The following is a 22,588-nucleotide window of genomic DNA, read 5'->3' on the forward strand; positions in this document are numbered from 1 at the left end:
CGCGCCTCAGCGGATGAACACGGCAAGCAGACCAAGCATCGCGGCCAGCGCGACACCTATCCCCGCAAACTGCAGCGCACGGCGCCGGTCCAGCCGCGAGGTCACGCCGCCACCGTAGTCGAACCGCTCGTAGACGACGTTGTCGATCGGCAGGCCGAGATCGAGCAGCGTGTCGGAGACGGCGGTGACCATCGGTCCGGGGCCGCACATGAGCGCGATGGTCTGCCTGGGGTCGAGGCCCTCGAGGAGTTCGGCAAGCCTCTGCCGGTCCAGCCGCCCGACCACGCCGGCCCAGCCCTCGGCGTCCTCTTCGCTCGCGAACATCGTGCGCAGGTCGAGCATCCGTCCCGCCGTCTCGATCTCGTCGAGACAGGCGAAGTTGACGGGCGTGCCTGCCGCATAGGCAAGGCGGACCGGCCGCGGGTCGCGGCGCGCCACCATGTCGCGCAGCAGCCCCATGATCGGCGCGATGCCGACGCCTCCCGCCAGCAGGACCACGGCCTTCGCGTCATGCGCGGCCAGCACGAATTCGCCGTAGGGTCCGTCGATCCCGATCGGAGTGCCCGGTTCGAGGCGCCCGATCGCGCCGGTGAAGTCGCCCGCTTCCTTGACGATCAGGCTGATGCCGGCACGGGACGGGCTGTCGGCGATGGAGAAGGGATGGTCGAAGAGCGGGAAGCGGCGGTCGCCCACCGTCATCCAGACGAACTGCCCCGCCTCGTAGGGCCAGGCCGGATTGCCCGGCTCGGGCTGGATGTCGAGTTCCCACATGCGGTCGGCAACCTTCCGCACCGAGGCGAGCCGCCAGGGCCTGCGGTGCAGCATCAGCCAGCGCCAGCCGTAGAGGATGGCCAGAACCGCGGCGACGGCGAGCGCGACCAGCCACCAGAACGCCTCCACCAGCCCGGCGGCGCTGAAGCGGCCGGTCGTCAGGGCATGATGAAGGCCCGCGCCCACGGCCACTGCGCCGAGAATCAGATGGCTGGCACGCCAGATCTCGTAACGCCACGGCAGGCGCTCGCGCAGCAGCGAGCTGAGGACCAACAGGAAAAGGGAGCCCAGCGCCACGACGCCGGAGCGGTAGTGGGGCAAGGTCAGATAGGCGATGAACCGTTCCTGCCCGAGGGCCGGATCGTCCAGCCAAGTCGGCAGGACGTAGAGGACGGGGTGCAGCACCAGGCCGAGCATGACCCAGCGGGCGGCGATCTTGTGGAAGGCCATGATCTTGTCGATGCCGAGCCGCCCCGACACGATGCCGAAACGGCCCGAGGTGACGAACTGCACCGCCATGGCCGTCAGGCCGGCGAGCCCCAGCGCCGCCGCCCCGACCTCCCAGGGATCCAGAGGCGCGACGGTGCCCGCGGCGGCCAGAATGACCGGCGTCAGGCAGACGAGGATGTAGAGAGCGGCGAGCGCGGGGCCGGACAGGCGCATGGCACGGCTGGTCTCCATCACGTCGGCTCCATGACTGCTGCGGTCCTGCCGTTGTTCATCCGGCTGGCGATCCAGGCGATCCGATGTCTATCCTAGAAAGACAACCGGCAGATGTCTTGATCCAGGTCATGGAACGGTCATCGGTTGTCGGCAATGTTTTATTCCGGTGGTGACAAGAACGGAGGACAGCCATGCGCTTCATGACGCTCAGCCGCAGATTTCTTGTTTCCATTCTGGCGGTACTATGGCTTTGCAGCCCCGCGGCCGCTCAGCAGGACGATCCCCTGTCCGCCCTGGTGGACGCTTGGCTTGCCTCGCCGCACGGCAACTACCATTCGCCCTCCTTCACCTACTGGAACAAGGAGGGCGCCGTACCGGTGCAGTGCGCCGCCTGTCATTCGCAGCCGGGCTTCCTCGACTTCCTCGGCGCGGATGGAACCGCCACCGGCGTCGTCGATGCACCGGCAGCGATCAATGCGCCGATCGGCTGCGCCTCGTGCCACAATACGGCGGCGCAGGCGCTCGACGGCGTCCGCTTCCCCTCCGGCGTGAGCGTCGAGGGGCTCGGACCATCGGCCACCTGCAACGTTTGCCACCAGGGCCGGGCTTCGACCGACGCCGTCGCGGCGGCGACGCAGGCGCTGGAGGAGGACGCCGTGTCGGCGGATCTCGGCTTCATCAACGTCCACTACGGCGTCGCGGCGGCCGTCAATCAGGGTTCGCAGGTCCGCGGCGGATATCAGTATCCCGGACGCTCCTACGCGGGACGGTTCTTCCACGTGCCGAGCGCCAGCACCTGCGTGGACTGTCACGATCCGCATGCGACGACGGTGCAGCTGGAGCCCTGCCTGACATGCCATCGCGGCGTCGAGGAGGTCCGCGCCATCCGGATGCGCCATGCCGATTTCGACGGCGACGGCAATGCGGCCGGCGGGATTCACTCGGAGATCATCGGCCTGCATGCCCGGCTCGGCGACGCCATCCAGGCCTACGCCGCGGAGGTGTCCGCAGCACCGATCGGCTATGGCAAGGGGACGTTCCCCTACTTCTTCGCCGACACGAACGCCGACGGCGAGATCGGACCCGACGAGGCGGTCTTCCCGAACCGCTACCAGAGCTGGACGCCGCGGCTTCTCAAGGCCGCCTACAACTATCAGGTGGCGGCGAAGGACCCGGGCGGATACGTCCACAACCCGGCCTACGTGCTGCAGCTGCTCCACGACAGTCTCGAAAGCCTCGCGGAACGGGTGGAGATCGACATGGCAGGAGTGACGCGTCCCTGACCTCTGGTCACGGCGTCGATCCCCGCCGGGAACACGATGCCTCGCGCCGACGGCGTGCCGCGTCAGACCTCGATGCCGTATCGGCGCATCTTTTCCCACAGCGTGGTGCGCGAGACCTGCAGCAGGTCGGCCGCCTCCTTCGTCGAGCCACCGGTTCTGGCCAGAGCGGCAAGGATGTGGCGGCGCTCGGCCGCCTCGCGGATGTCGGACAGGCTGCCGTCGATCGCGTCTCCGCCGAGGGCGGCGCGCCGGCCGGTGTCGACGCCCTCGGGAAACAGGTCGGCGGCGGCAATGGTGCGACCGGCACCGAGCGCCACGGCGCGCTGCACGCGGTTGATCAGTTCGCGGATATTGCCCGGCCAGGCATGGGCGAGCGCCGCATCGACGGCCGAGGGATCGAAGGCGATACCCGGCAGACTGTTCTCGCGGGCGGCGGCGGCGGCAATGGATTCGAGCAGGTCGGCAATGTCCTCCGGCCGCTCGCGCAGCGGCGGCAGACGGCAGGTGATGACGTTGATGCGGAACCAGAGGTCCTCGCGGAACGTCCCGTCCGCTACCATCCGCTCCAGATCCTGGTTGGTGGCGCAGACCAGCCGGGCGCGGAAGTCGCGATCCTCGGCCGAGCCGAGCCTGCGGAACCGGCGCGTTTCGAGCACCCGCAGCAGCTTGACCTGGAGCGGCAACGGCAGGTCGCCGATCTCGTCGAGGAAGAGCGTTCCCTCGCCCGCCTCCTCCATCAGGCCGCGATGGGCGCCCGCCGCCCCCGTGAACGCGCCGCGCTCGTGGCCGAAGAGCATGGAATCGGCGAGCTCCGCCGGCATCGCGCCGCAGTTCACCGGCACGAAGGGCTGCCCGGCGCGCGGTCCGCTGTCGTGCACGTGACGGGCCGCGACCTCCTTGCCGCTGCCTGTCTCTCCGAGCAGCAGCACCGGCAGCGCGACGCCGGCCGCGCGCGACAGCATCTCGGCCACCGGCCGCATGGCGGCGCTGCGGCCGAGCGGTGCGCCGGTTCCCCCCGCATCCGCACGCGACCGGCGCACGATGTCGCGGAAGCGCTCGACCAGCTGGTCGAGGTCGAAGGGCTTGGTGACGTAGTCAAGCGCGCCCTCGCGCACCAGCCGCACCGCCTGCTCGATGTCGCCATAGGCGGTCATGAAGATGGTCGGCACCAGGCCGAAATTCTCGAAATGGCTGCGCATCACGCTCTCGCCGTCTCCGTCGGGCAGGCGGATGTCCGACAGGATGATGGACGGCTGCGTGCCAGGCAGCGCGGCGCGCGCTTCCCGCGCCGAACGGACCCAGCGGACGCGGAAGTCCTCCAGTTCCAGCCGCTGCTGCAGCGACGCGCCCAGCGTGGCGTCGTCCTCGATCATGAGGATCAGGGGATCCGGCATCGCTAGCTCCCGTTCCCGGCACCGGCGGGAAGCGACAGCGTCACCGTCGTGCCGCGTCCCTCCTCGCTGCGGATCGACAGGCTGGCGCCGATGCGCTGCACGAGGTTCGACACCACCCACAGGCCGATGCTGCGCTCCATCGGGATCTCGTCCATCTGGCCGGAGACGATCGCGGCCACGACTTCGGGCGGCATGCCGCTGCCCTGATCGGCGATGCCGATGGCGACGGAGCGGCCGTCCCCGGCGCGCACCAGGGTGATGGCGATCTCGCTGCCGGGAGGCGAGACGCCGACCGAATTCAGCAAGAGGTTCACCAGGATCTGCCTAAGCGCGTCGCCGTCGACGTCCATGACCACGCTCTCGTCGAGTTCCCATCGCAGCGTCACCTCCGCGCGCTGCGCGGTCGGCAGGATCAGCAGTTCGAGGTCGCGGATGTCGCGCGCGACGATCGACGTCCTGCCCGGCCTCCGGCGGTAGGTCGACAGCGTGACGTCGACGACGCGGCCGATGCTGTCGAGGCCGCTGTCGAGAAGCTCGACCGTCTGCTGGCGCACCTGCGGCTGGTCGCCGAAGCGCCGCAGCGTCGAGACGCCGTTCTTCAGGCCTGCCAGCGGGTTGCGGACCTCGTGGGCGATGGCCGCCGCCATCCGCGCCAGCAGCGCGTCGCGCTCCTGCTGGGCCATCTGCTCCACGATCCGGGCGCGATCGGCCTCCGACTGCTCGCGCAGCGCCAGCGCGGCTTCCAGCCGCTGCAGTTCGTGGCCCCTGCGCAGGCTGGCGGAGGGGACCGTGCCGTCGTCGCTGTGGGCCAGCCGGCTGATGAAGCCGTCGAGCGGCGAGAGCACGCGCCGCGCGATGACATAGACCGTCAGGGCGGCGAGAATCGCCACCAGCACGTCGATGCCGATCGTCAGGCGGAACGCCGTCTCGGCGGCGTCGAGGATGGTGGTCGTGTCGAAGGTGGCTGCCAGCAGAAGAACCCCCTCGCCGAGCGCGTAGGTGCGCAGCACAAGCAATACGGCCTCGCCGGGATCGTTCCATTCCGAAACGGCATCCGGCCCGATGTCGCCGGCCTCGTCGAGCGCCGCTACGAGCCGCTCTTCATGGGTCGCCTCGCCGAGCACGACGGTCTGCGCCGCGCCCGCCGTCCCGCCCCACCGCGCGGCAATGGCCTGTTCCAGCAGCGCGGTGCGGAAGATCAGCGAGGCCGCCATCTGCCGGCGCACCGCGTCGGGCGATTCGTCGGTCTCGGCCGCAATGTTGCCGGCGACGGCGTCGAGGAAGACCACGGCCTGGTCGCGCAGCGCGGTCTCGTCATTGGCCTGCAGGATGCGGACGCCGATCTGGGTCGTGCCGACCGCGACGACGAACATCGCCAGCGCCACGAAGAGCGGCAGCGCGAAGGTGAGCGGCAGGTTCGGCTTCAGGTTCAGGCGCATGGTCCGCCAAGCTAGCCCAGCCGCACGGGTCAGGGCCAGCGACCTGACGCCGCGCGTGCCGGCGGCAGGGCGATCAGCCCGGAGCCTCCATCAGCAGCACCTCGCAGGGCACGTCCGGCGAGATCCGGCGGCGCCAGTGGCTGCCGAACCAGCTGGTCCGCAACGGGCGCGGCGCCTGGCCGAGGATCACCGCGCGCGGCCGGCGGATGTCGTCCGGAATGGAGCAGTCGTCGGTGTTCACCGCGCGGCTTTCGAAGCTGCAGCCGAAACGGCGTGCGATCGCCTCGACCTCCTCCCGGCGGTCGGCGGCGCCGCGGCCGACGTGGACGATGTGCGACGCCTGCCACAGGTCGCCGGCCAGCGCCCATTCCAGGAGGGCGGGCAGATGCGCCTCGCCGCGGTCGCGCACGACGATCGTCCCCTGCCCCGGCACGGGTGCGTCGGGGGAGACGAAGAGCACCGGGCCGCGATGTACCATCGGCAGCCGCAGGAGACCGTCCGGGTCCCAGGTCGTCTGGTCGCGACGCACCTCCACCTGATGGTGGAACCAGCCCTCGCAGGGCAGGACCAGAAGCACGCGGCCCGGTTCGGACGACGCGAGCAGGCGCTCGGGATCGCCCTCGTCGTAGTTCAGCGCTGCCTCGCCGCCGCTCCCTTCCATGCAGGCGCGCATGTCGCGGATGGCTTCGCTGGCGCGCTCACGGATCAGCTGGCGTGCGCTGGCCGGGTCGGCCGCGCATTCGAAGGCGGCCGTATCGATGATGACATGCGCCGACAGGTCCGACCGGAGCCGCCGGGCGATGGCGCAGGCGCGGGCCGCGACGGCTGGCACCTGCCCCTGGATCACCGCGAACCGGACGGTCTCGATCGCCGGCAGCGAGACGACCGGCGCCGGGCGCGGCGCAGGCAGGTCATGCCTCTTCGGCGATGGAGCCGGTCGAAGCTGAGCGGCATCGGCCCCATGCGCGCCGGTCCCAGCGGGCAGCCAGGCGAGGCGCTCGTCCAGCGACCGGTCCGAGCGTTCCAGCACGCCGGCCAGCGCGTCGTCGCCGCGGAGCGACAGGCGGGCGCCGGACATGTAGGAGGCGCGGCCGAGGAGATGGCCCGCAACCGGGACGGTCAGGAGCAGGAAGACAATGGTCAGGAGCCCCATCACCGTCGCATCGGTGGCGCCGTGCGAGATCACCGACCCCAGGATGACCAGCCCGGCGCCCAGCGTGCCGGCCTTGGTGGCGGCGTGCATGCGCTGGAACGGATCGGCCAGCCGCATGACGCCGATGCCAGCGATGCAGAGGAAGCCGACGCCGAGAAGCTTCAGCAGGACGGAAACGACGATCATCGGCCCTCTCCCTTCTTCTTCTCCAGCAGCGCCGACAGCGAGCACGTCGCCAGGAAGCCGATCAGGGCGATGCCGAAGGCGATGTCGAGGAATTCGCGCCGGCCGGTCACGATCATCGTCAGGCAGGCCACGGCCACCGCGATGCCGGTCAGCATGTCGAGCGCGATGAAGCGGTCGGCGTAGCCGGGGCCCGTCGCCATGCGCAGGGCCGACAGGCCGAGCGGCACCATCAGCACGGTGATCAGCACTGCCGCGATCGTCGGCAGATGGGTGTCCAGGAATTCGATCATCCTTCAATCTCCTTGATGCGGGCCTCGAACGTCGACTTGATCGACGCGATCACCTCGTCGGCCGAGGGCGCGTCGAGCACGTGGATGTAGAGGGTCGACATGTCCTCGCTGACATGCAGCGAGGTCGTTCCGGGCGTCAGGCTGACGCAGTTGGCGAGCGTGGTGACGCCGGCGGCGGTGCGAAGGCCGATCGGCACGGCGATGATCGCCGAGGTCGTCGCATCCTTCGCGCCCAGCACCGAGCGGGCGACCGCGACGGACGAGACGACGAGTTCCCTGAGGAAGATGGTGGCGAGCGACGTCACCTGGATGGCTTTGGTGGCGATGGCGGTCATGGCGTTGCTCCTGCGATCTGCCGCTCGGCAAAGACCGCGGCGATGAACTCGGCCGGGTCGGTCATGGTGGCGGCGGCGACGTTGGCGAAGGCCACCAGCGGCTCCGGGTTGAAGCCGATGGCCAGCGTGATCAGGCCGAGCGCGGCGATGGGCACGAGCATGGCAACGGGAACCGCGCGCACCCGGGCGACCTTGCGCGGCGACGTCTTCCAGAAGGCCTCGATCCAGATCTTGCTCATCGAGAAGACCGTGAGCAGCCCGACGAAGAGCGCCAGCGCGCCTATCCAGGCCATGTCGCCGCGGAACGACGCGTCGATGACCATGAACTTGGCCCAGAAGCCCGACAGCGGCGGGATGCCGGCCAGCGACAGCGCCGGAATGAGGAACAGCACCGCCAGCAGCGGCGACGACTTCATCAGGCCGCCCGCCTTGCGCAGGTCGTAGGTGCCCGTTGCGCGGTGGATGGCGCCCGCCACGAAGAACAGGTTCGCCTTCACCACGATGTGGTGGATGATGTAGAAGACCGCGCCCGCCATGGCGAGCGGCGTGGCAATCGCCAGTCCCAGCATGATGTAGCCGATCTGGCTGATGATGTGGAACGACAGGATGCGGCGGATGTCCCACTGGATCGCCGCGCCGAAGACGCCGAACAGCATCGTTCCCGCCGCGAAGAAGGCGACGATCGGCCGGATGCCGCCGTCGTTCACCTCGAACAAAAGCGTGAAGACGCGGAAGCAGGCATAAACGCCGACCTTCGTCAGCAGCCCGGCAAAGACCGCCGACACGATGATCGTGGCCGTGTGGTAGGAGGCCGGCAGCCAGAAGAAGAGCGGGAAGAAGCCCGCCTTGATGCCGAAGGCGAGCAGGAACAGCATGGCCGAGACGGTCAGCGCCACCGAGCCCTCGGTCTGCGGCAGGACGCGGGCGAGGTCGGCCATGTTGAGCGTGCCGGTAACGCCGTAGAGCAGCCCGATCGCCATCAGGAAGAGGATGGTCGAGAACAGGTTGAGCACGGCGTATTTGATCGCGCCGTCGAGCTGCGCGCGGGTCCGGTCGAGCGTGATCAGGCCGAGCGTTGCGATCAGCATCACCTCGAACCAGACGTAGAGGTTGAAGATGTCGCCGGTGAGGAAGGCGCCGTTGACGCCCACCATCAAACCCTGGAACAGCGGATAGAAGCCCGCCTTCACTTGCCGGCGCCTGACGTCGGCGATGGCGAAGATGCCGGCGGCGAGTGCGAGCACGCTCGAGATCACCACCATGGCGGCGCTGAAGCGGTCGGCGACGAAGCTGATGCCGAAGGGTGGCGCCCAGCCGCCGAACTGCTTGGTGACGATGCCCTGCGACATGACGGAATCGAGCAGGAGCAGCGAGGCGGCGAGCGTCAGCACCAGGCCGGCAAGGCTCGCTCCCTGCTGGGCGCGCGGATAGGCCCAGGCCGCCGCGCAGATCGCCGCGGTGGCGAGCGGGATGGCCAGCGGCCACAGGAGCGCGGTGTCGTTCATGAACTCAGGCATTGCGGGGCGCCTCCCTGTCGAACGGGCTGCCGAGCGCCTCGGCGTCGACATGGTCGCTGGTCAGCACGGAGCCGACGGAGCGGTAGGTCTTCAGCATCAGTGCGGCGGCGAAGGAGACGAGCGCGAAACCGATGACGATCGCCGTCAGGATCAGCGCCTGCGGCAGAGCGTTGGCGGTCTCGGCCGCCAGCACCTGCAGGCCCGGCTCGATGACCGGCGGCGCGGTGAAGCGCAGACCGCCGGCGACGAAGATCAGCAGGTTGGTGGCCGTCGACAGAAGCACGATGCCGATCAGGATGCGCATCCCGTGGCGCGACAGCAGCAGATAGACGCCGCAGCCCATCTGGGCGGCAATGGCGAAGGCGTAGACGAGGTTCACTGCTCGATCCCTTCATAAAGACGGAAGACGAGGCACAGCACGCCGCCGACGACGACGCAGTAGACGCCGATGTCGAAGGTCGTGGCGGTGCCGAGATGGGTGGAGCCGATCTCCGTCCACCAATGGGTGAGGAAGGAGCGGTCCGACAGGAGGCCCGGCAGTCCGCTGACGAAGGCGAGCAGCAGGCCCGACCCCATCAGCGCGACAGGATGGACGACGAGCGCCCGGCGCGCCGTCTCAACGCCGCGGGCCATGGCCAGGAGCGCGAAGCCGAGTGCGGCGATCAGGCCGCCGATGAAGCCGCCGCCGGGTTCGTTGTGGCCGCGAAAGAGCATGAACAGCGACACGCCGATCATCAGCACGAAGAACAGGCGCGACATGGTGGCGAAGATGATCTGCATGGGACTACTCCTTGGCGCGCTTGCTGGGGCCGCTGCCGCGCAGCAGCGCCCAGGCAGCGATGGTGGCGAAGGCGACGACGGCGATCTCGCCCAGCGTGTCGATGGCGCGGTAGTCGACCAGGATCACGTTGACGACGTTGCGCCCGAAGCCTTCGAGGTAGCTCGTCTGGCCGAAATACTCCGTCAGGCTCATGTCGAGCGGGATGGCGCTCATGCTGGCCACGGCCAGGAAGATGACCAGCCCGAAGGCGCCCGCCAGCGCGGCGTCGCGGCGACGCTCGCCGACCGTTCTCGAATGCCGCTGGCGCGCGGGCAGGCGCAGCAGCACCGCCGTCAGCAGGATGACGAGCAGCGTCTCCACCGCGATCTGCGTCAGCGCGAGGTCGGGCGCGCCGTTGAGCATGAAGATGACCGCGACCGCGAAGCCGACGATGCCGACCGACACGAGCGCCGCGATCAGCGAGCGGCCAAGCACCGTGGCCACCGCGCCGGCCGCGCTGAGCAGCAGGACGAGCGTCACCGAGACGCGCAGCGAGCCGTCGGGCGCGGCGATGTACAGCCCGGCCGGGCCGGCGAAGAGCGCGATCGCCAGGCCGGCGACCACCACCGCCACGACGACGGCCGTGTAGCGGCGCTGGTCGCCGTTCTGCAGGATCCGCGTCGACAGGCGCGCGACGTTCAGCGTCCCGTCGACCACCCAGTGGTAGCCGCCGTCGCCGATCAGGCGGAAGAGCCGGTCATGGCGGCGCAGACGGTCATGGATGGCATCCCACCAGATGACGATCGCCACGCCGATCGAAACGACCAGGACGCTCAGCACCAGCATCGGCGTGAGGCCATGCCAGAGCTGGAACGACACGTCGATCGGGCTGCCGTACAGCGCCGAGGCAGCCGGGCCGATCAAAAGGTCGCCGATCCCGCCGGGGAAGAGGCCGATGACGATGCCGCCGGTCGCCAGCAGCAGCGGGCCGATCAGGAGCACCGGCGTCTCGCCGTGCTTCACGGCGTCGACGCGGTGGCTCTTGAAGTAGAACGGCTTGATGGAGACCACGCCTGCCACGCCGCACATCACCGCGTTGACCAGGACGGCGACGACGATGGGCACGACGTTCCAGCCGTTGGTGAGCTGTGCCTCGAAGAGATATTCCTTCGAGATGAAGCCGACGAAGGGCGGCAGCCCGGCCATGCTGAGGCTGGCCAGCACCGCCGCCACGGCCGTCACCGGCAGGAAGCGGGCGAGCCCGCCGAGCTTGCGCAGGCTTGTCTCGCCGGTGGCGTGGATGGCCGTGCCGGCGCAGAAGAACAGCGCTGCCTTGTAGAGCGCATGCGCCAGGATGAAGCCCACCGTGGCCACCGCCGCCACCTCGCCGTCGAGCCCGATCAGCATCACCAGGATGCCGAGCGAGGCGACCGTGGAATGCGCCAGCACGGCCTTGTAGCCCTCCGCGCGCAGCGCCTTCAGCGCGGCGACGGTCATGGTCAGAGAACCGACGATCACCAGCGTCGTGCCGAAGGCCGGCATGGTGGCGAAGACGCCGTCGAAGCGGGCGAGCAGGAAGATGCCGAGTTTCACCATGGTTGCGGAATGCAGGTAGGCGGAGGCCGGCGTCGGCGCGGCCATGGCGTTGGGCAGCCAGAAGTGGAACGGCACCTGCGCCGACTTGGTGAAGGCGCCGATCATGATCAGCACCGCGATGACGCCGGCCCAGGGGCTCGCCACGAGTTCGTCCGAGCGGGCCAGGACCTCGGTGAAGGAGAAGGTGCCGAGCGTCATGCCGATCAAAAGGATGCCCGCAAACAGCACCAGCCCGCCGCCCCCCGTGACCAGCAGCGACTGGATCGCGGCCTTGCGCGCTTCCGGCTTGTGGCCGTCGAAACCGATCAGCATGAAGGAGGTGAGGCTGGTCAGTTCCCAGAAGACGAACATGACGATCAGGTCGTCCGAGAGCACGGTGCCCAGCATCGCCGTCATGAACAGCAGGATCAGCGCCAGGAAGCGGCCCATGTCGGCCACCGGCTTCTCGGCGAAATAGGCGCCGGCATAGATGGTCACCAGCGTGCCGATGCCGGTGATCAGGAGGCCGAAGAGCATCGAGAAGCCGTCGAGCCGCAAGGTGAGGTCGACGCCCAGCGACGGCACCCATGACATCGTCGCGATCACCGCGCCGCCGTCCGCCACGTCGCCGGCATGCCGCAGGATCAGCACGAACAGGACGAGCGGCACCAGGCTCATCACCCAGCCGGAAGCCTTTCCCAACAGCTCGGCGGCCGGCCGCGCGATGGCCGCTCCCGCCAGTGCGATGATGATGATCCACGCCATGTCCACGATATTCCCTTCGCTGGTCACCCGTTCCCATGCAACGGGTGTGCCAGTTCAGGAAATCTCGTAAAATCAGTGCCTTGATCAGGTCGCTTCCGGTCCTTGTCCGGAAATCCGAAAATCCGGCGCGGCGCTTTTCGGATTTCCGAAAGACGCGGGCGGCGGTGCCTGCGCTATGGCCCCTCCCCCGCCACCGCCACCAACAGCACGCGCAGGCAGGCGATGTCGGGGTGCGACTGGCCGCGGTCGTCGATGATTTCGACCTGGCGTCGGGCGGCAGCAGCGAGGTCGGCGCCGTGCGGCACCGACAGCAGCCAGTCAGCGAAGACCTCGTCGGGCGGCGGCAGCGGCGACACGCGGGCCATCCCGCGCCCGCCGATCGGCCGCGGCCGCGTCGACAGGCCGTCCGGATCGCGCCCGCTCACGCCGCCACCTCGACCGCCGTCAGCGGCCTGGAGCAGCAGGCCAGGATGAAGCCCTCGGCGATCTCGTCGTCGAGGATGCCGCCATTGTGAGTCATCTCGACCTCGCCGGAGAGCTTCATCGTCTTGCAGGTGCCGCACAGGCCGAACTCGCAGGCCGCGGGAATGCGCACGCCGGCCGCCCGCGCGGCCTGGAGGATCGTCTGGCCGGGAAGGCACTCGCCGGTGGCGTCCGACGACGAGAAGCGGATCGGCAGCGCCTCCGGCACCGGGGCGCCGGGCTCGGCCGCGAGAGCCTCGACGTCCACGGGCGCCGGCGCGGGCGTCGGCGCAGCGAAACTCTCCTGGTGATAATGCGCCATGTCGAAACCGGCGGCCTCCAGCATGCCGCGCACCGCGCGCATGAAGGGCTCGGGCCCGCAGCAGAAGACCTCGCGCTCGCGGAAATCGGGTGACAGCAGCGGCAGGCGCACGGCGTCGATGCGGCCCATATGGCCGAACCAGCTCTCGCGGCTCGACCGCTCCTCGATCAGGAAGCCGAGCGACAGGCCGGGCATCCGGCTGCCGAGAAGCTCGAGCTCCTTGCGGAAGATGATCTCCTCGGGCCGCCGCGCGCAGTTGACGAAGGCGACGTCCGTCCAGGGCGCGCAGTCTGAAAACCAGCGCAGCATCGACATCATCGGCGTGACGCCCGAGCCCGCCGAGACGAAGAGGTACTTTCCCGCCGGATGGTTGTGGTGGGTGAAGTCGCCCGCCGGGCCGTAGGCGCGGACATGGGTTCCGGTCTGCAGGTTGTCGAACATCCAGCGCGTGCCGATGCTGCCCGGCTGCGCCTTGACCGTCACCGCGATCGAGAAAGGCCGCGAAGGCGACGACGACAGCGTGTAGGTGCGCAGGAGGGGCTCCGACCCGACCGGCAGTTCCAGCGTCACGAACTGGCCGGGCTTGTAGCGGAACCAGGTCTGGGCGTCGGAGCGGAAGGTGAAGGTGCGAACGTCGGGCGCCTCCTCCGTCACCCCGATCACCTCCAGCACCTGGAGACGATCGTCCCATGGCACCATCTCGTCGAGATGGCGATAGAGGCCGGGATCGGCGGGGGCGTTCATGGACATTCTCCAACCGCAGCGCCAAGCACCCCCTCACCGGTTCGCTGCGCGAACCACCTCTCCCCCTGCCCGGGGGAGAGGAAGCCACACTGGAGGAGCGCCGGCGTCCAAGCGGGCGTTTCCTCTCCCCCGGGCAGGGGGAGAGGTGGCCCGAAGGGCCGGTGAGGGGGTGCTTCGGCGACAGAGCGAGCAGTTCGGGGGGAATGCGCCATCCGCCCCGCCCTCACGCCACGCTCTTCAGCCGCGGCGCGGCGCCCTCGGCCAACCGCGGCGCCATGAAGCCGGCGTACCAGTCGACGAACTGGATGACGCCGCCCTCGTGCAACTCGGAGTAAGGCCCAGGCTCGTAGGCGGGCGATCGAATGCCGAAGGCGTTTTCCTCGACGATGCGGCGGTCCTCGTCGTTGGTCTCGGTCCAGACGTGGGTCAAGGTCTGCAGATCGTAGTCGACGCCCTCGACCGCGTCCTTGTGGACCAGCCATTTGGTCGTCACCGCCGTCTCCGTCGCGCTGATCGGCAGCACGCGGAAGGTCACGGCATGGTCGCCCAGCACGTGGTTCCAGGTCGTCGGGTAGTGGTAGAGCAGCAGCGTGCCGATGCGGTCGGTCGCGACGTCGTCGGACAGGTTCCGGCCCACCGCGCGCTTGCCGGTCGAGGTGTAGCTCACCGCGTCGCGCAGCAGCGGCGCGCGGGTGGCGCGGTACTGGCCGCCATCATCGATGCGGAAGCGCGACGGCAGGCCGGCCGCCTCGCATTTCGCCCAGTGCGCCAGCATGTCCGGGTCGCTCTCGGCGCCGTTGACCCCGGTCACCGTCGGCGCCTCGGGGAAGGTCTTGCACAGTTCCGGATGATTGGCCGCGCAGTGATAGCACTCGCGATTGTTTTCCCAGACGAGCTTCCAGTTGCCCTTCTCGACGATCGTCGCCTCGTGCGCGACCTTCGCCTCGGCCAGCCGGTGCGGCCGGAAATAGGGCTCCATCAGGGCGCGGAACGGCGCGAAATCGGCCGGTTCCCTGGCCAGGCAGACGAAGACGTAGCCGCCGACGCTCTCGCAGGCGACCGGCTTCAGCCCGAACTCCTCCTTGCGGAAATCCTCCGCCATCTGGCGCGCGAAGACGAGCGAGCCGTCGAGGTCGTAGGTCCACTGGTGATAGGGGCAGACCAGCCGCGCCGAGGTGCCCTTCGGCGTCGTGCAGACCCGGCTGCCGCGATGGCGGCAGGAATTGTGGAAAGCGCGGATCTGCCCGTCGCGGCCGCGCACGATCACGACGGGATAGTCGCCCACCTGGACGGTGAAGAACGATCCGGGCTTGGCCACCTCGCAGTCGTGGCCGACGAACAGCCAGTCGCGGTACCAGACCAGTTCGAGATCGAGCCGGTAGAAATCGGGGTCGATGTAGAAGGGTTGTTCCAGGCTGAAGCCCGGCCGCCGGCTCTTCAGGAGCCTCAGCATCTCGTTGCGCGTGTCCATGTCCGTCCTCGCTTCCGCACAAGGACTGAACTGGTGGTGATGGAGGAACAGCGGCGCGTGCGGCCGTCTAACGGCCACCCGAAGCGCTCTGCCTCTTGACCGCCCACCGCGATCAGTCGGTTTTCAACAGGTTCGAGGCTGGTTTCCGGGCTCCGGAGCTGGCCCGTGAAGGCCTGCCCGACACCTTCCCGGGCCATTCGGCCCAGTGGTCTCCCGTCGGGTTTGTCGCTCCGCCACCGTTGCGGGGGCAGCGCCGGCTTGCCCATTTGCGGGGTTCCGGCTTCCCAATTATCCCTCCGGCGATTCCGCCGCAGGGCACCTTGAACGTGCCCAGAACACCATGTCGCAATCGGGCAGGATCGCACGAATGCGACATGCGTCGCATTGGAAGACGACAGTCCCCAGGCTGGACAAGCGCCGGCCCGCCGACGCCCCGGAAGACGGCAGCCTGAAGCCGCGATCGCATCGGGTGCTGTAGCGCCCGCCAGACGCCGGACCCGGCCTGCGGACTGATCAGGATCAAGCGCCGGAGCGGCCTGCGTGCTATGATCTCGCCGACATTCCGGGGGGAGGACACCGCATGAGGATCCTGAGCGGGGCGACGCCGCTGATCGCGCTCGACGCCGTCTGCGCCGACACCGAGACGACCGGCCTCGACACGACGACAGCGCGCATGGTGCAGATCGGCGCGGTCGCGATCGCCGGTGGCCGTGTGCGCGCGGACGAGCGTTTCGAGACGCTGGTCGATCCGAAGATGCCGATCCCGCCGGGCTCGACGGCCATCCACCAGATCACCGACGCGGACGTCGCCGGTGCGCCGTCCTTCGCCGAGGCGCTCGCCCGCTTCGACGCCTTCGCCAGTCACCGCGTGCTGATCGGCTTCTCCATCGGCTTCGACCTCGCCGTCATCGAGCACGAGGCGAAGCGCGCCGGCATCCGCTGGGCCAAGCCGCGGACGCTGTGCGTGCGCCTGCTGTCGGCCGCCGCCAATCCGAACCTGCCCGACCAGTCGCTCGACATGATCGCGCAATGGCTGGGCATCGCCATCGAGGGGCGCCACCAGGCGCCGGGCGACGCGAGGGCCGCCGCCGACATCTTCGTGGCGCTGCTGCCGCGGCTGGCCGAGCGCGGCATCCGCACCCTGGCCGAGGCCGAGCGGGCGTGCCTGTCGCAGACCGCCCAGATCGACAGCCACCACAAGGCCGGCTGGGCGGAGCCGGCCACGCGGCCGGAAGCGCCCGGGCCGCGCGCCTTCGGTGCCGTCGATCCCTATGCCTACCGGCATCGCATCCGCGACCTGATGGCCGCGCCGCCGCTGATCGTCGCTTCAAGCCTCGACCTGCGCGGCGCCATCGACCTGATGGTGGAGAAGCGCATCTCCTCGCTGTTCGTGGCCGAGACGCCCGAGCCCGGCCAGCCGCTGCCGGCCTATGGCATCGTCACCGAGCGCGACGTAATGCGCCGCATCGCCGCCAGCGGCGCGGCCGCACTTTGCGAAGCGGTCGGGTCGATCGCCACGCGCAATCTCGCCTCGATCCGCGCCGAGGCCTTCGTCTACCGCGCGGTCGGCCGCATGGACCGGCTGAAGATCCGCCACCTCGCCGTGCGCGACGAGCTCGGCCGGCTCGTCGGCGTCGTCTCGGCGCGCGACCTCCTGCGCCTGCGCGCGGGTGCCGCCGTCAGCCTCGACGACGAGATCGAGGCCGCCGCCGACCCGAGCGCGCTGGCCTCCGCATGGTCCACCCTGCCCGCCGTCGCCGAGGCGCTGATCGGCGAGGCGATCGAGGCACGGGTGATCGCCGAGATCGTCAGCGAGGAACTGCGTATCGTCACCCGCCGCGCCGCACAACTGGCCGAAGCGGCGATGCTGGCCGAAGGCCTGGGCGAACCGCCCTGCCCCTATGCGGTGCTGGTGCTCGGTTCGGGCGGGCGCGGCGAGTCGCTGCTTGCCGCCGACCAGGACAATGCCATCGTCTTTGCCGGCGGCGCGCCGGACGGACCGGAGGACCGCTGGTTCGCCGCACTCGGCGAAGGGATGGCGGCGATCCTCGACCGGGCGGGCATCCCGCTCTGCAAGGGCGGCGTGATGGCGAAGAACCCGGCCTTCCGCGGCTCGGCGGCGCTGTGGGCCGACCGGGTCTCCGACTGGGTCGGCCGCTCGCGGCCGGACGACCTGCTCAACGTCGACATCTTCTACGATTTCGCGCCGGTGCATGGCGACCTTTCGCTCGCCGCCGGTCTCTTCGACCTCGCCTACGCCCTCGGCTCGCAGAACCCGGTCTTCGCCAAGCTGCTCGGCGAGCGTATCGCGGTCGGCTCCGGCCCCTTCACCCTGCTCGGCGGCTTCCGCACCGAGGAGGGGCGTGTCGACCTGAAGATGCACGGCCTGTTCCCGATCGTCGCCTTCGCCCGGGCGCTCGCCATCCGCCACGGCGTGGCCGAGCGCTCCACCAAGGCCAGGCTGACGGGCCTGATCGCCAAAGGGCTGGGAAGTACGGCCGACATCGAGCGGCTGATCGCCGCGCACGGCACCATCATCAAGGCGATGCTCGCCCAGCAGAGCCGCGACCTGCTCGCCGGGATAGCGGTCTCCAACAGGGTCGAGGTGGGCGTGATGTCACGGCCCGAACAGGCCGAACTGAAGGCGGCCCTGAAGGCGATCCAGGTCGTCCCGGACCTGCTGCGCACGCTGATGTTTTCCTGACCGCAGGCAGCGCGCTGGACCAAAGGATCGGCGTCAGACGAAAGTTGACTCCCCCCGCAGCCGTGATCTATCGATCACAGTATCTCAACTACTGATTGAGACTGCTGCATTGGGCTGGGGGAAATCGTGACGGTCAACCATTCGAATACCTGGAAGGGGCGCACGGCAAGATCGAACAATAGCCGGCCGATGCGGGAAGACAACCTGCTTCGCGCGTGGCCCAGCGGAAAGGCGCCACTGTCGCGTCCCCTGCGAACCAGCGTCTGCCTCGCAGCCCTCTCCCTGGCCGGGCTTGGGGCGCTGGACACCGCGCCGGCCTTCGCAGCCTGCTCGGTCACCGGCGCCACCACGCTCGTGTCCTGTGATTCGGCCAGCGTCAGCGTCACCATGACGCCCGGCACAGGCTCGCTGACGGTCGACGGAGTCGACACGGTCTCCGTCATCTATGCATCGCCCCAGGTCGTGGGCGTCTACGACCAGACCGTCACGCTGACGGGCACGACCTCCATCGACAATCCGGACTACAGCGGGCTGGTGATGCAATTCGGGACGACGCCCGACACCCCGCCGCAGCCCATTGCCGTCACCGTCAACGCGACCGTGGACATCGGCGCCGACGTCGTGGCGAATTCCGGGCCCGGCGGCTTCGGCACGATCTGGGTGCTGAACGATTACGCCGGCACCGTCGACATCGACAATGCGGGCAGCCTGTCGGGCACTTTCGCCAGTTCGGACACGTCGGTGCTGAGCGGCGTCACCAACCTCGGCGCGGTGACCATCACCAACAGCGGCTCGGTGACCTCCAACGGCGGGCGCGGCATCTATGCCGACGGCAACAAGAATGGCACGGACGACGCCACCATTTCGGTCACCAATACCGCCACAGGTTCGGTGCAGGCGACGACCGCGGGCATCCGGGTCATCGCCTACAACGGCCTCGCCAGCATCACGAACGACGGGACGGTCGATTCAACGCTGTTCCAGGGGCTGATCGCATGGTCGGCCGACGGCGACGCCACCGTCACCAACACCGGCACGGTCACCTCCAACACCGACAACGCCGTCTATGCGGCGACCAACGTCGGCACGGCGACGGTGACCAACAGCGGAACGGTCACCGCCACCGGCGACGCGTCCTACGACGCGGCCCGCGCCGAGATCCGCGACCCTGTGGGCTACAGCGGCCTCATCGGGACGGCCAGCACCTCCGGCGACATTTTCATCACCAACGAAGCCACGGGCATCGTCACCGCCGTCCGCGACAGCGCCATCCGCGCCGCGACGCCTGAGGGCGACGTCACCATCGTCAATGCCGGCTCGCTCACCGGCCTGACCGGCATCGTCGTCGACAACGGCCTATCGGGCGCCGTCGACGGCGACATCTCCGTCACCAACAGCGGCACGGTCACGGCGACGTCCCATGCGGTCTGGCTCGACGGGACGACGAACCTTCTCACGAACAGCGGCACCGTCCAGACCACGGGCGATACGGCGGTCTACACCGGCAACGGCGACACGACGATCGTCAATACCGGCACCATCGCGGCGTCGTCAGCGTCCGAGACCGCCATCAGCATGGGCTCGGGCAACAACCGCCTCGTTCTCTCCGACACCGCGACCCTCGTCGGCAAGGTCGAGAACGTCTCCGCCAGCAACACGCTCGATCTCACCGGCAGCGCGACCGGCGCCTTCGACCTCGGCACGGTCCATGCGGCGGGCCAGTTCCAGGGCTTCTCGAAGCTCGACAAGTCCGGCAGCGGCACCTGGACCATCACCGGCAGCGGTTCGAGCCTTTCCGACAGCCTTGCCGTCAACGAGGGCACGCTCGCCCTGCAGGGCACGCTCTCCGTCGTCACGGCCAGCGTCGGCAGCGACGTCGCGGCGACACTGGCGATTTCCAACGGCGGCAGCCTGACCAGCGAGAACGCCACGGTCGGCGGGCCCGACGGCGGCGCGGGTACCGTCACCATCAGCGGGACGGGCTCGAGCTGGACCAGCACCGGCGAACTCACCGTCGGTCTCGACGGCGGCGAAGGCAGCATCACGGTTTCCGGCGGCGCGTCCTTCACCGCGCGCCGGCTCGCCCTCTCCACCGCCAGCTGGCAGGCGGGCCAAGGCGGCGACGGCTCCTTGACCGTCACCGGCGACGGCACGACCTGGACCAACACCGGCGGCGTCGACATCGCCCGCACGGAAGGATCGACCGGTTCGCTGACGATCTCGGACGGCGCGAGCGCGTCCATCGTCAAGACCGGCATCTACTCCGGCGCGGGCGCCGAGATCACGATCACCGGCCAGGACACCTCGGTCACCATCGGATCCAAGACCGTGGAAGACGACAGGGCCTGGCTCAGCCCCGAGGGCGGCACGGTCACGGTCTCCGACGGCGCCTATCTCTTCGCCAACGGCATCTATGTCGGTCCGGGCGGCAGCAACCTCACCACCATGACGGTCACCGGCGAAGGCACCGTCGTGGAGGGCGACGTGCGCCTCTACGTCGGCGGCCAGAACGGCAGCCGCGACGAGGATCCGATGAACGGCAACGGCGTCCTCGTCGTCTCGGACGGCGCCGAAGTCACCATCGCCGGCACGATCGGCGCGGGCATGGACCCGAACTCGCAAGGCGTCATCACCGTCACCGGCGCTGGCTCGCTGCTCTGGGCCAAGGCCAATCCGACAGCCAGTACGCTCGGCAATTTCTACGTCGGCTACAACGGATCGGGCACCGTCACGGTGGCGAACGGGGCCGTCATCCGGGCCGACAACGAGGTCCGTATCGGCTATGACGATCAGGGCGACGGAACCCTGGTCATCGGCGCCGCCGAGGGCTCGGCCGCGGCGGCCGCCGGCACCGTCGACACCGCCAAGGTCGTCTTCGGCGCGGGCGGCGGCCAGATCGTCTTCAACCACATCCTGCTCGATCCCGCGACCGGGGACCTGATCGACTACACCTTCGCGCCGGAGATCAAGGGGAGCGGCTCCATCCTTCATCTCGAGGGCGTGACGCGGCTCACGGGCGACAGCAGCGACTTTTCCGGCTCGGTCCTGCACGAGAACGGCATCCTGATCGTGGAGGGAACGCTCGGCGACGGCACGGCGACGGTGACCGTCGGCGACCCCGGCGCCGTTGCCCCCTACGACGACGTCGACGGCAGCGCGGTGCTCGCCGGTACCGGCACGATCGGCGGCGACGTCGGCATCCATGCCGGCGGGGCGATCGTCGCCGGAACCGACGGCGAGCCGGGCACCCTCACCATCGCAGGCGATCTCGTCTTCACCGGTGGCGCGGTGTTCGGGGTCCAGTTCGACGAGGACGGCGAGCACGCCGGCCTGGTCCACGTCACCGGCACCGCCTCGCTCGCAGGCACCGTCGCGCCGGTCGGGCTCGAAGACCGTTTCCGCGGCCCGCAGTCGTACACGATCCTGACCGCCGACCAGGGCTATACGGGCACCTTCTCCGGCATCGACTACACGTCCGCGTTCCTCGACGCCGGGCTCGTCTACGACGACGACGACGTGCTCCTGACGCTCGCGCGCAATGATGTCGGACTGGACGACGTCGCCGGCACGCCGAACCAGGACGCGACCGCGAAAGGGATCGAATCGCTCGGGGAAAACGACGAAATCCTGCAGCGCATCCTGATGCTCGACGCCCTCGGTGCCAGCGACAGCTTCGACAGTCTGTCGGGCGAGATCGCCGCGGCCACGCAGGGCGGACTGGTCCTGTCGTCGCAGTTCTTCAGCCGCACGGCCATCGACCGGATCGCGCAGGCCTTCGGCGATGGCGACCGGACCCAGACGGGCAGCATCCTCGTCTCCAGCTACGGACCGGCGGGAGACCTCGCGCCGGCCGCCGCCGGGCACGGCGTTTCGCTCTGGACCTCCTTCGATGGTTCGAGCGGGTCGCTCGACGGCTCCGGCAACGCGGCATCGCTCGATCGCAGCTCGATCGGTGCCGCCTTCGGCGCCGACTTCGCGCCGGGCGAGGCCAGCCGCCTGGGCCTTCTTGCCGCCTACCATTCGTCGGACTACGACGCCGACGGTCGCGCCTCCACCTCCAGCGCCGACAGCTGGGAGGTCGGCGCCTATGGCGGCGTGCGGCTCGGCGAATTCGCGCTCAGCGGCGGCGCAGGCTATGCCTGGCACGACATCGAGACCGCGCGCGTCGCCTCCATCGGCAATTTCTCGGAAGCGCTTTCCGGCTCGACCACGGGCGGCTCGCTGCAGGTCTTCGGCGAAATCAGCCGGGCCTACGTCCTGCCATTCGGTGCCCAGACGCTGCAGGTCGAACCTTTCGCCGGGATCGACTACGTGCACCTCAGCGTCGACGGCTATCGGGAGACCGGCGGCATCACCGCCCTGTCGATCGCCGACAGCCAGAGCGACGTCGCCTATACCACCCTCGGCCTGCGCACCTCGATGCGCCTGCCTTCGGTCGGCGCCGGTGCGCGGGTGAACGGCATGCTCGGCTGGCGGCATGGCTTCGGCGACCTCACGCCGACGTCCACGGCAAGCTTCGCCGGCGGTTCGGCCTTCGCCGTCGACGGCGCGCCGCTGTCGGAAAACCTGGCGCTGGTCGGCGCCGGCATCGCGATCGACCTCGCCCCGAAGGCGTCGCTGTCGATCGACTATCGCGGCGCCTTCGGCGAAGCCTCGACGGAAAACGGCGGCGAGGCGCGGTTCACCCTGCGCTTCTGAGACGCTTTGGCGACAATGAGAACGGCCGGTCCCCCCGAGGACCGGCCGTTCCCTTT

16 protein-coding genes and 1 riboswitch are annotated in these 22,588 nt (G+C 69.3%); of the genes, 3 read left to right on the plus strand and 13 right to left on the minus strand.

The window, feature by feature from the left end; translation table 11 throughout:
- Positions 1-6: 6 nt before the first annotated feature.
- A complete protein-coding gene (locus N1F91_RS03960; RefSeq protein ID WP_289990439.1) occupies positions 7-1,452 on the minus strand; it encodes a ferredoxin reductase family protein in 1,446 nt (481 codons plus the stop codon).
- A gap of 173 nt (positions 1,453-1,625) precedes the next feature.
- On the opposite strand from N1F91_RS03960, the gene N1F91_RS03965 reads away from it, so the two are divergent.
- Positions 1,626-2,717 carry a polyheme membrane-associated cytochrome C gene (locus N1F91_RS03965; RefSeq protein ID WP_289990440.1) on the plus strand — a complete coding sequence of 364 codons (1,092 nt, stop codon included), beginning with the start codon at positions 1,626-1,628 and terminating at the stop codon, positions 2,715-2,717.
- A gap of 62 nt (positions 2,718-2,779) precedes the next feature.
- On the opposite strand, the gene N1F91_RS03970 is transcribed toward N1F91_RS03965, so the two are convergent.
- The 12 genes from N1F91_RS03970 to N1F91_RS04025 form a co-directional block, all read right to left on the minus strand.
- Entirely contained in the window at positions 2,780-4,111 is a 1,332-nt protein-coding gene (locus N1F91_RS03970) for a sigma-54 dependent transcriptional regulator (protein ID WP_289990441.1), read from the minus strand.
- A gap of 2 nt (positions 4,112-4,113) precedes the next feature.
- The gene (locus N1F91_RS03975) at positions 4,114-5,550 is read right to left on the minus strand and encodes an ATP-binding protein (protein ID WP_289990442.1); all 1,437 of its coding nucleotides are present in this window, start codon (positions 5,548-5,550) and stop codon (positions 4,114-4,116) included.
- A 73-nt stretch (positions 5,551-5,623) separates the two neighbouring features.
- The gene (mnhG, locus tag N1F91_RS03980) at positions 5,624-6,889 is read right to left on the minus strand and encodes a monovalent cation/H(+) antiporter subunit G (RefSeq protein ID WP_289990443.1); all 1,266 of its coding nucleotides are present in this window, start codon (positions 6,887-6,889) and stop codon (positions 5,624-5,626) included.
- A complete protein-coding gene (locus tag N1F91_RS03985; protein WP_289990444.1) occupies positions 6,886-7,179 on the minus strand; it encodes a monovalent cation/H+ antiporter complex subunit F in 294 nt (97 codons plus the stop codon). The genes mnhG and N1F91_RS03985 overlap by 4 nt, the downstream gene beginning before the upstream one ends.
- On the minus strand, positions 7,176-7,514 hold the full coding sequence (locus tag N1F91_RS03990; protein ID WP_289990445.1) for a Na+/H+ antiporter subunit E: 339 nt from the start codon (positions 7,512-7,514) through the stop codon (positions 7,176-7,178). The genes N1F91_RS03985 and N1F91_RS03990 overlap by 4 nt, the downstream gene beginning before the upstream one ends.
- Complete coding sequence (locus tag N1F91_RS03995) at positions 7,511-9,031, minus strand: Na+/H+ antiporter subunit D (protein ID WP_289990446.1); 1,521 nt, start codon at positions 9,029-9,031, stop codon at positions 7,511-7,513. The genes N1F91_RS03990 and N1F91_RS03995 overlap by 4 nt, the downstream gene beginning before the upstream one ends.
- A complete protein-coding gene (locus tag N1F91_RS04000; RefSeq protein ID WP_289990447.1) occupies positions 9,024-9,410 on the minus strand; it encodes an NADH-quinone oxidoreductase subunit K in 387 nt (128 codons plus the stop codon). The genes N1F91_RS03995 and N1F91_RS04000 overlap by 8 nt, the downstream gene beginning before the upstream one ends.
- Complete coding sequence (locus N1F91_RS04005; protein ID WP_289990448.1) at positions 9,407-9,811, minus strand: MnhB domain-containing protein; 405 nt, start codon at positions 9,809-9,811, stop codon at positions 9,407-9,409. The genes N1F91_RS04000 and N1F91_RS04005 overlap by 4 nt, the downstream gene beginning before the upstream one ends.
- 4 nt (positions 9,812-9,815) lie before the next feature.
- The gene (gene mbhE, locus N1F91_RS04010; protein WP_289990449.1) at positions 9,816-12,131 is read right to left on the minus strand and encodes a hydrogen gas-evolving membrane-bound hydrogenase subunit E; all 2,316 of its coding nucleotides are present in this window, start codon (positions 12,129-12,131) and stop codon (positions 9,816-9,818) included.
- Between the two features lie 173 nt (positions 12,132-12,304).
- A complete protein-coding gene (locus N1F91_RS04015; protein WP_289990450.1) occupies positions 12,305-12,556 on the minus strand; it encodes a hypothetical protein in 252 nt (83 codons plus the stop codon).
- Positions 12,553-13,659, minus strand: coding sequence for a hybrid-cluster NAD(P)-dependent oxidoreductase (locus N1F91_RS04020; RefSeq protein ID WP_289990451.1), 1,107 nt, complete (start codon positions 13,657-13,659; stop codon positions 12,553-12,555). The genes N1F91_RS04015 and N1F91_RS04020 overlap by 4 nt, the downstream gene beginning before the upstream one ends.
- Positions 13,660-13,882: 223 nt before the next feature.
- Positions 13,883-15,130: an aromatic ring-hydroxylating dioxygenase subunit alpha gene (locus tag N1F91_RS04025; RefSeq protein WP_289990452.1), complete on the minus strand. Its 1,248-nt coding sequence runs from the start codon at positions 15,128-15,130 to the stop codon at positions 13,883-13,885.
- Between the two features lie 118 nt (positions 15,131-15,248).
- Positions 15,249-15,468: riboswitch (cobalamin riboswitch) on the minus strand.
- Between the two features lie 242 nt (positions 15,469-15,710).
- On the opposite strand from N1F91_RS04025, the gene N1F91_RS04030 reads away from it, so the two are divergent.
- Both N1F91_RS04030 and N1F91_RS04035 read left to right on the plus strand, forming a co-directional pair.
- Complete coding sequence (locus tag N1F91_RS04030) at positions 15,711-17,834, plus strand: DUF294 nucleotidyltransferase-like domain-containing protein (protein ID WP_289990453.1); 2,124 nt, start codon at positions 15,711-15,713, stop codon at positions 17,832-17,834.
- A gap of 189 nt (positions 17,835-18,023) precedes the next feature.
- Complete coding sequence (locus N1F91_RS04035) at positions 18,024-22,532, plus strand: autotransporter domain-containing protein (protein ID WP_289990454.1); 4,509 nt, start codon at positions 18,024-18,026, stop codon at positions 22,530-22,532.
- The last annotated feature ends 56 nt before the right edge of the window (positions 22,533-22,588 follow it).

Source organism: Aquibium sp. ELW1220, from assembly GCF_030398385.1.
Taxonomy (GTDB): Bacteria; Pseudomonadota; Alphaproteobacteria; order Rhizobiales; family Rhizobiaceae; genus Aquibium.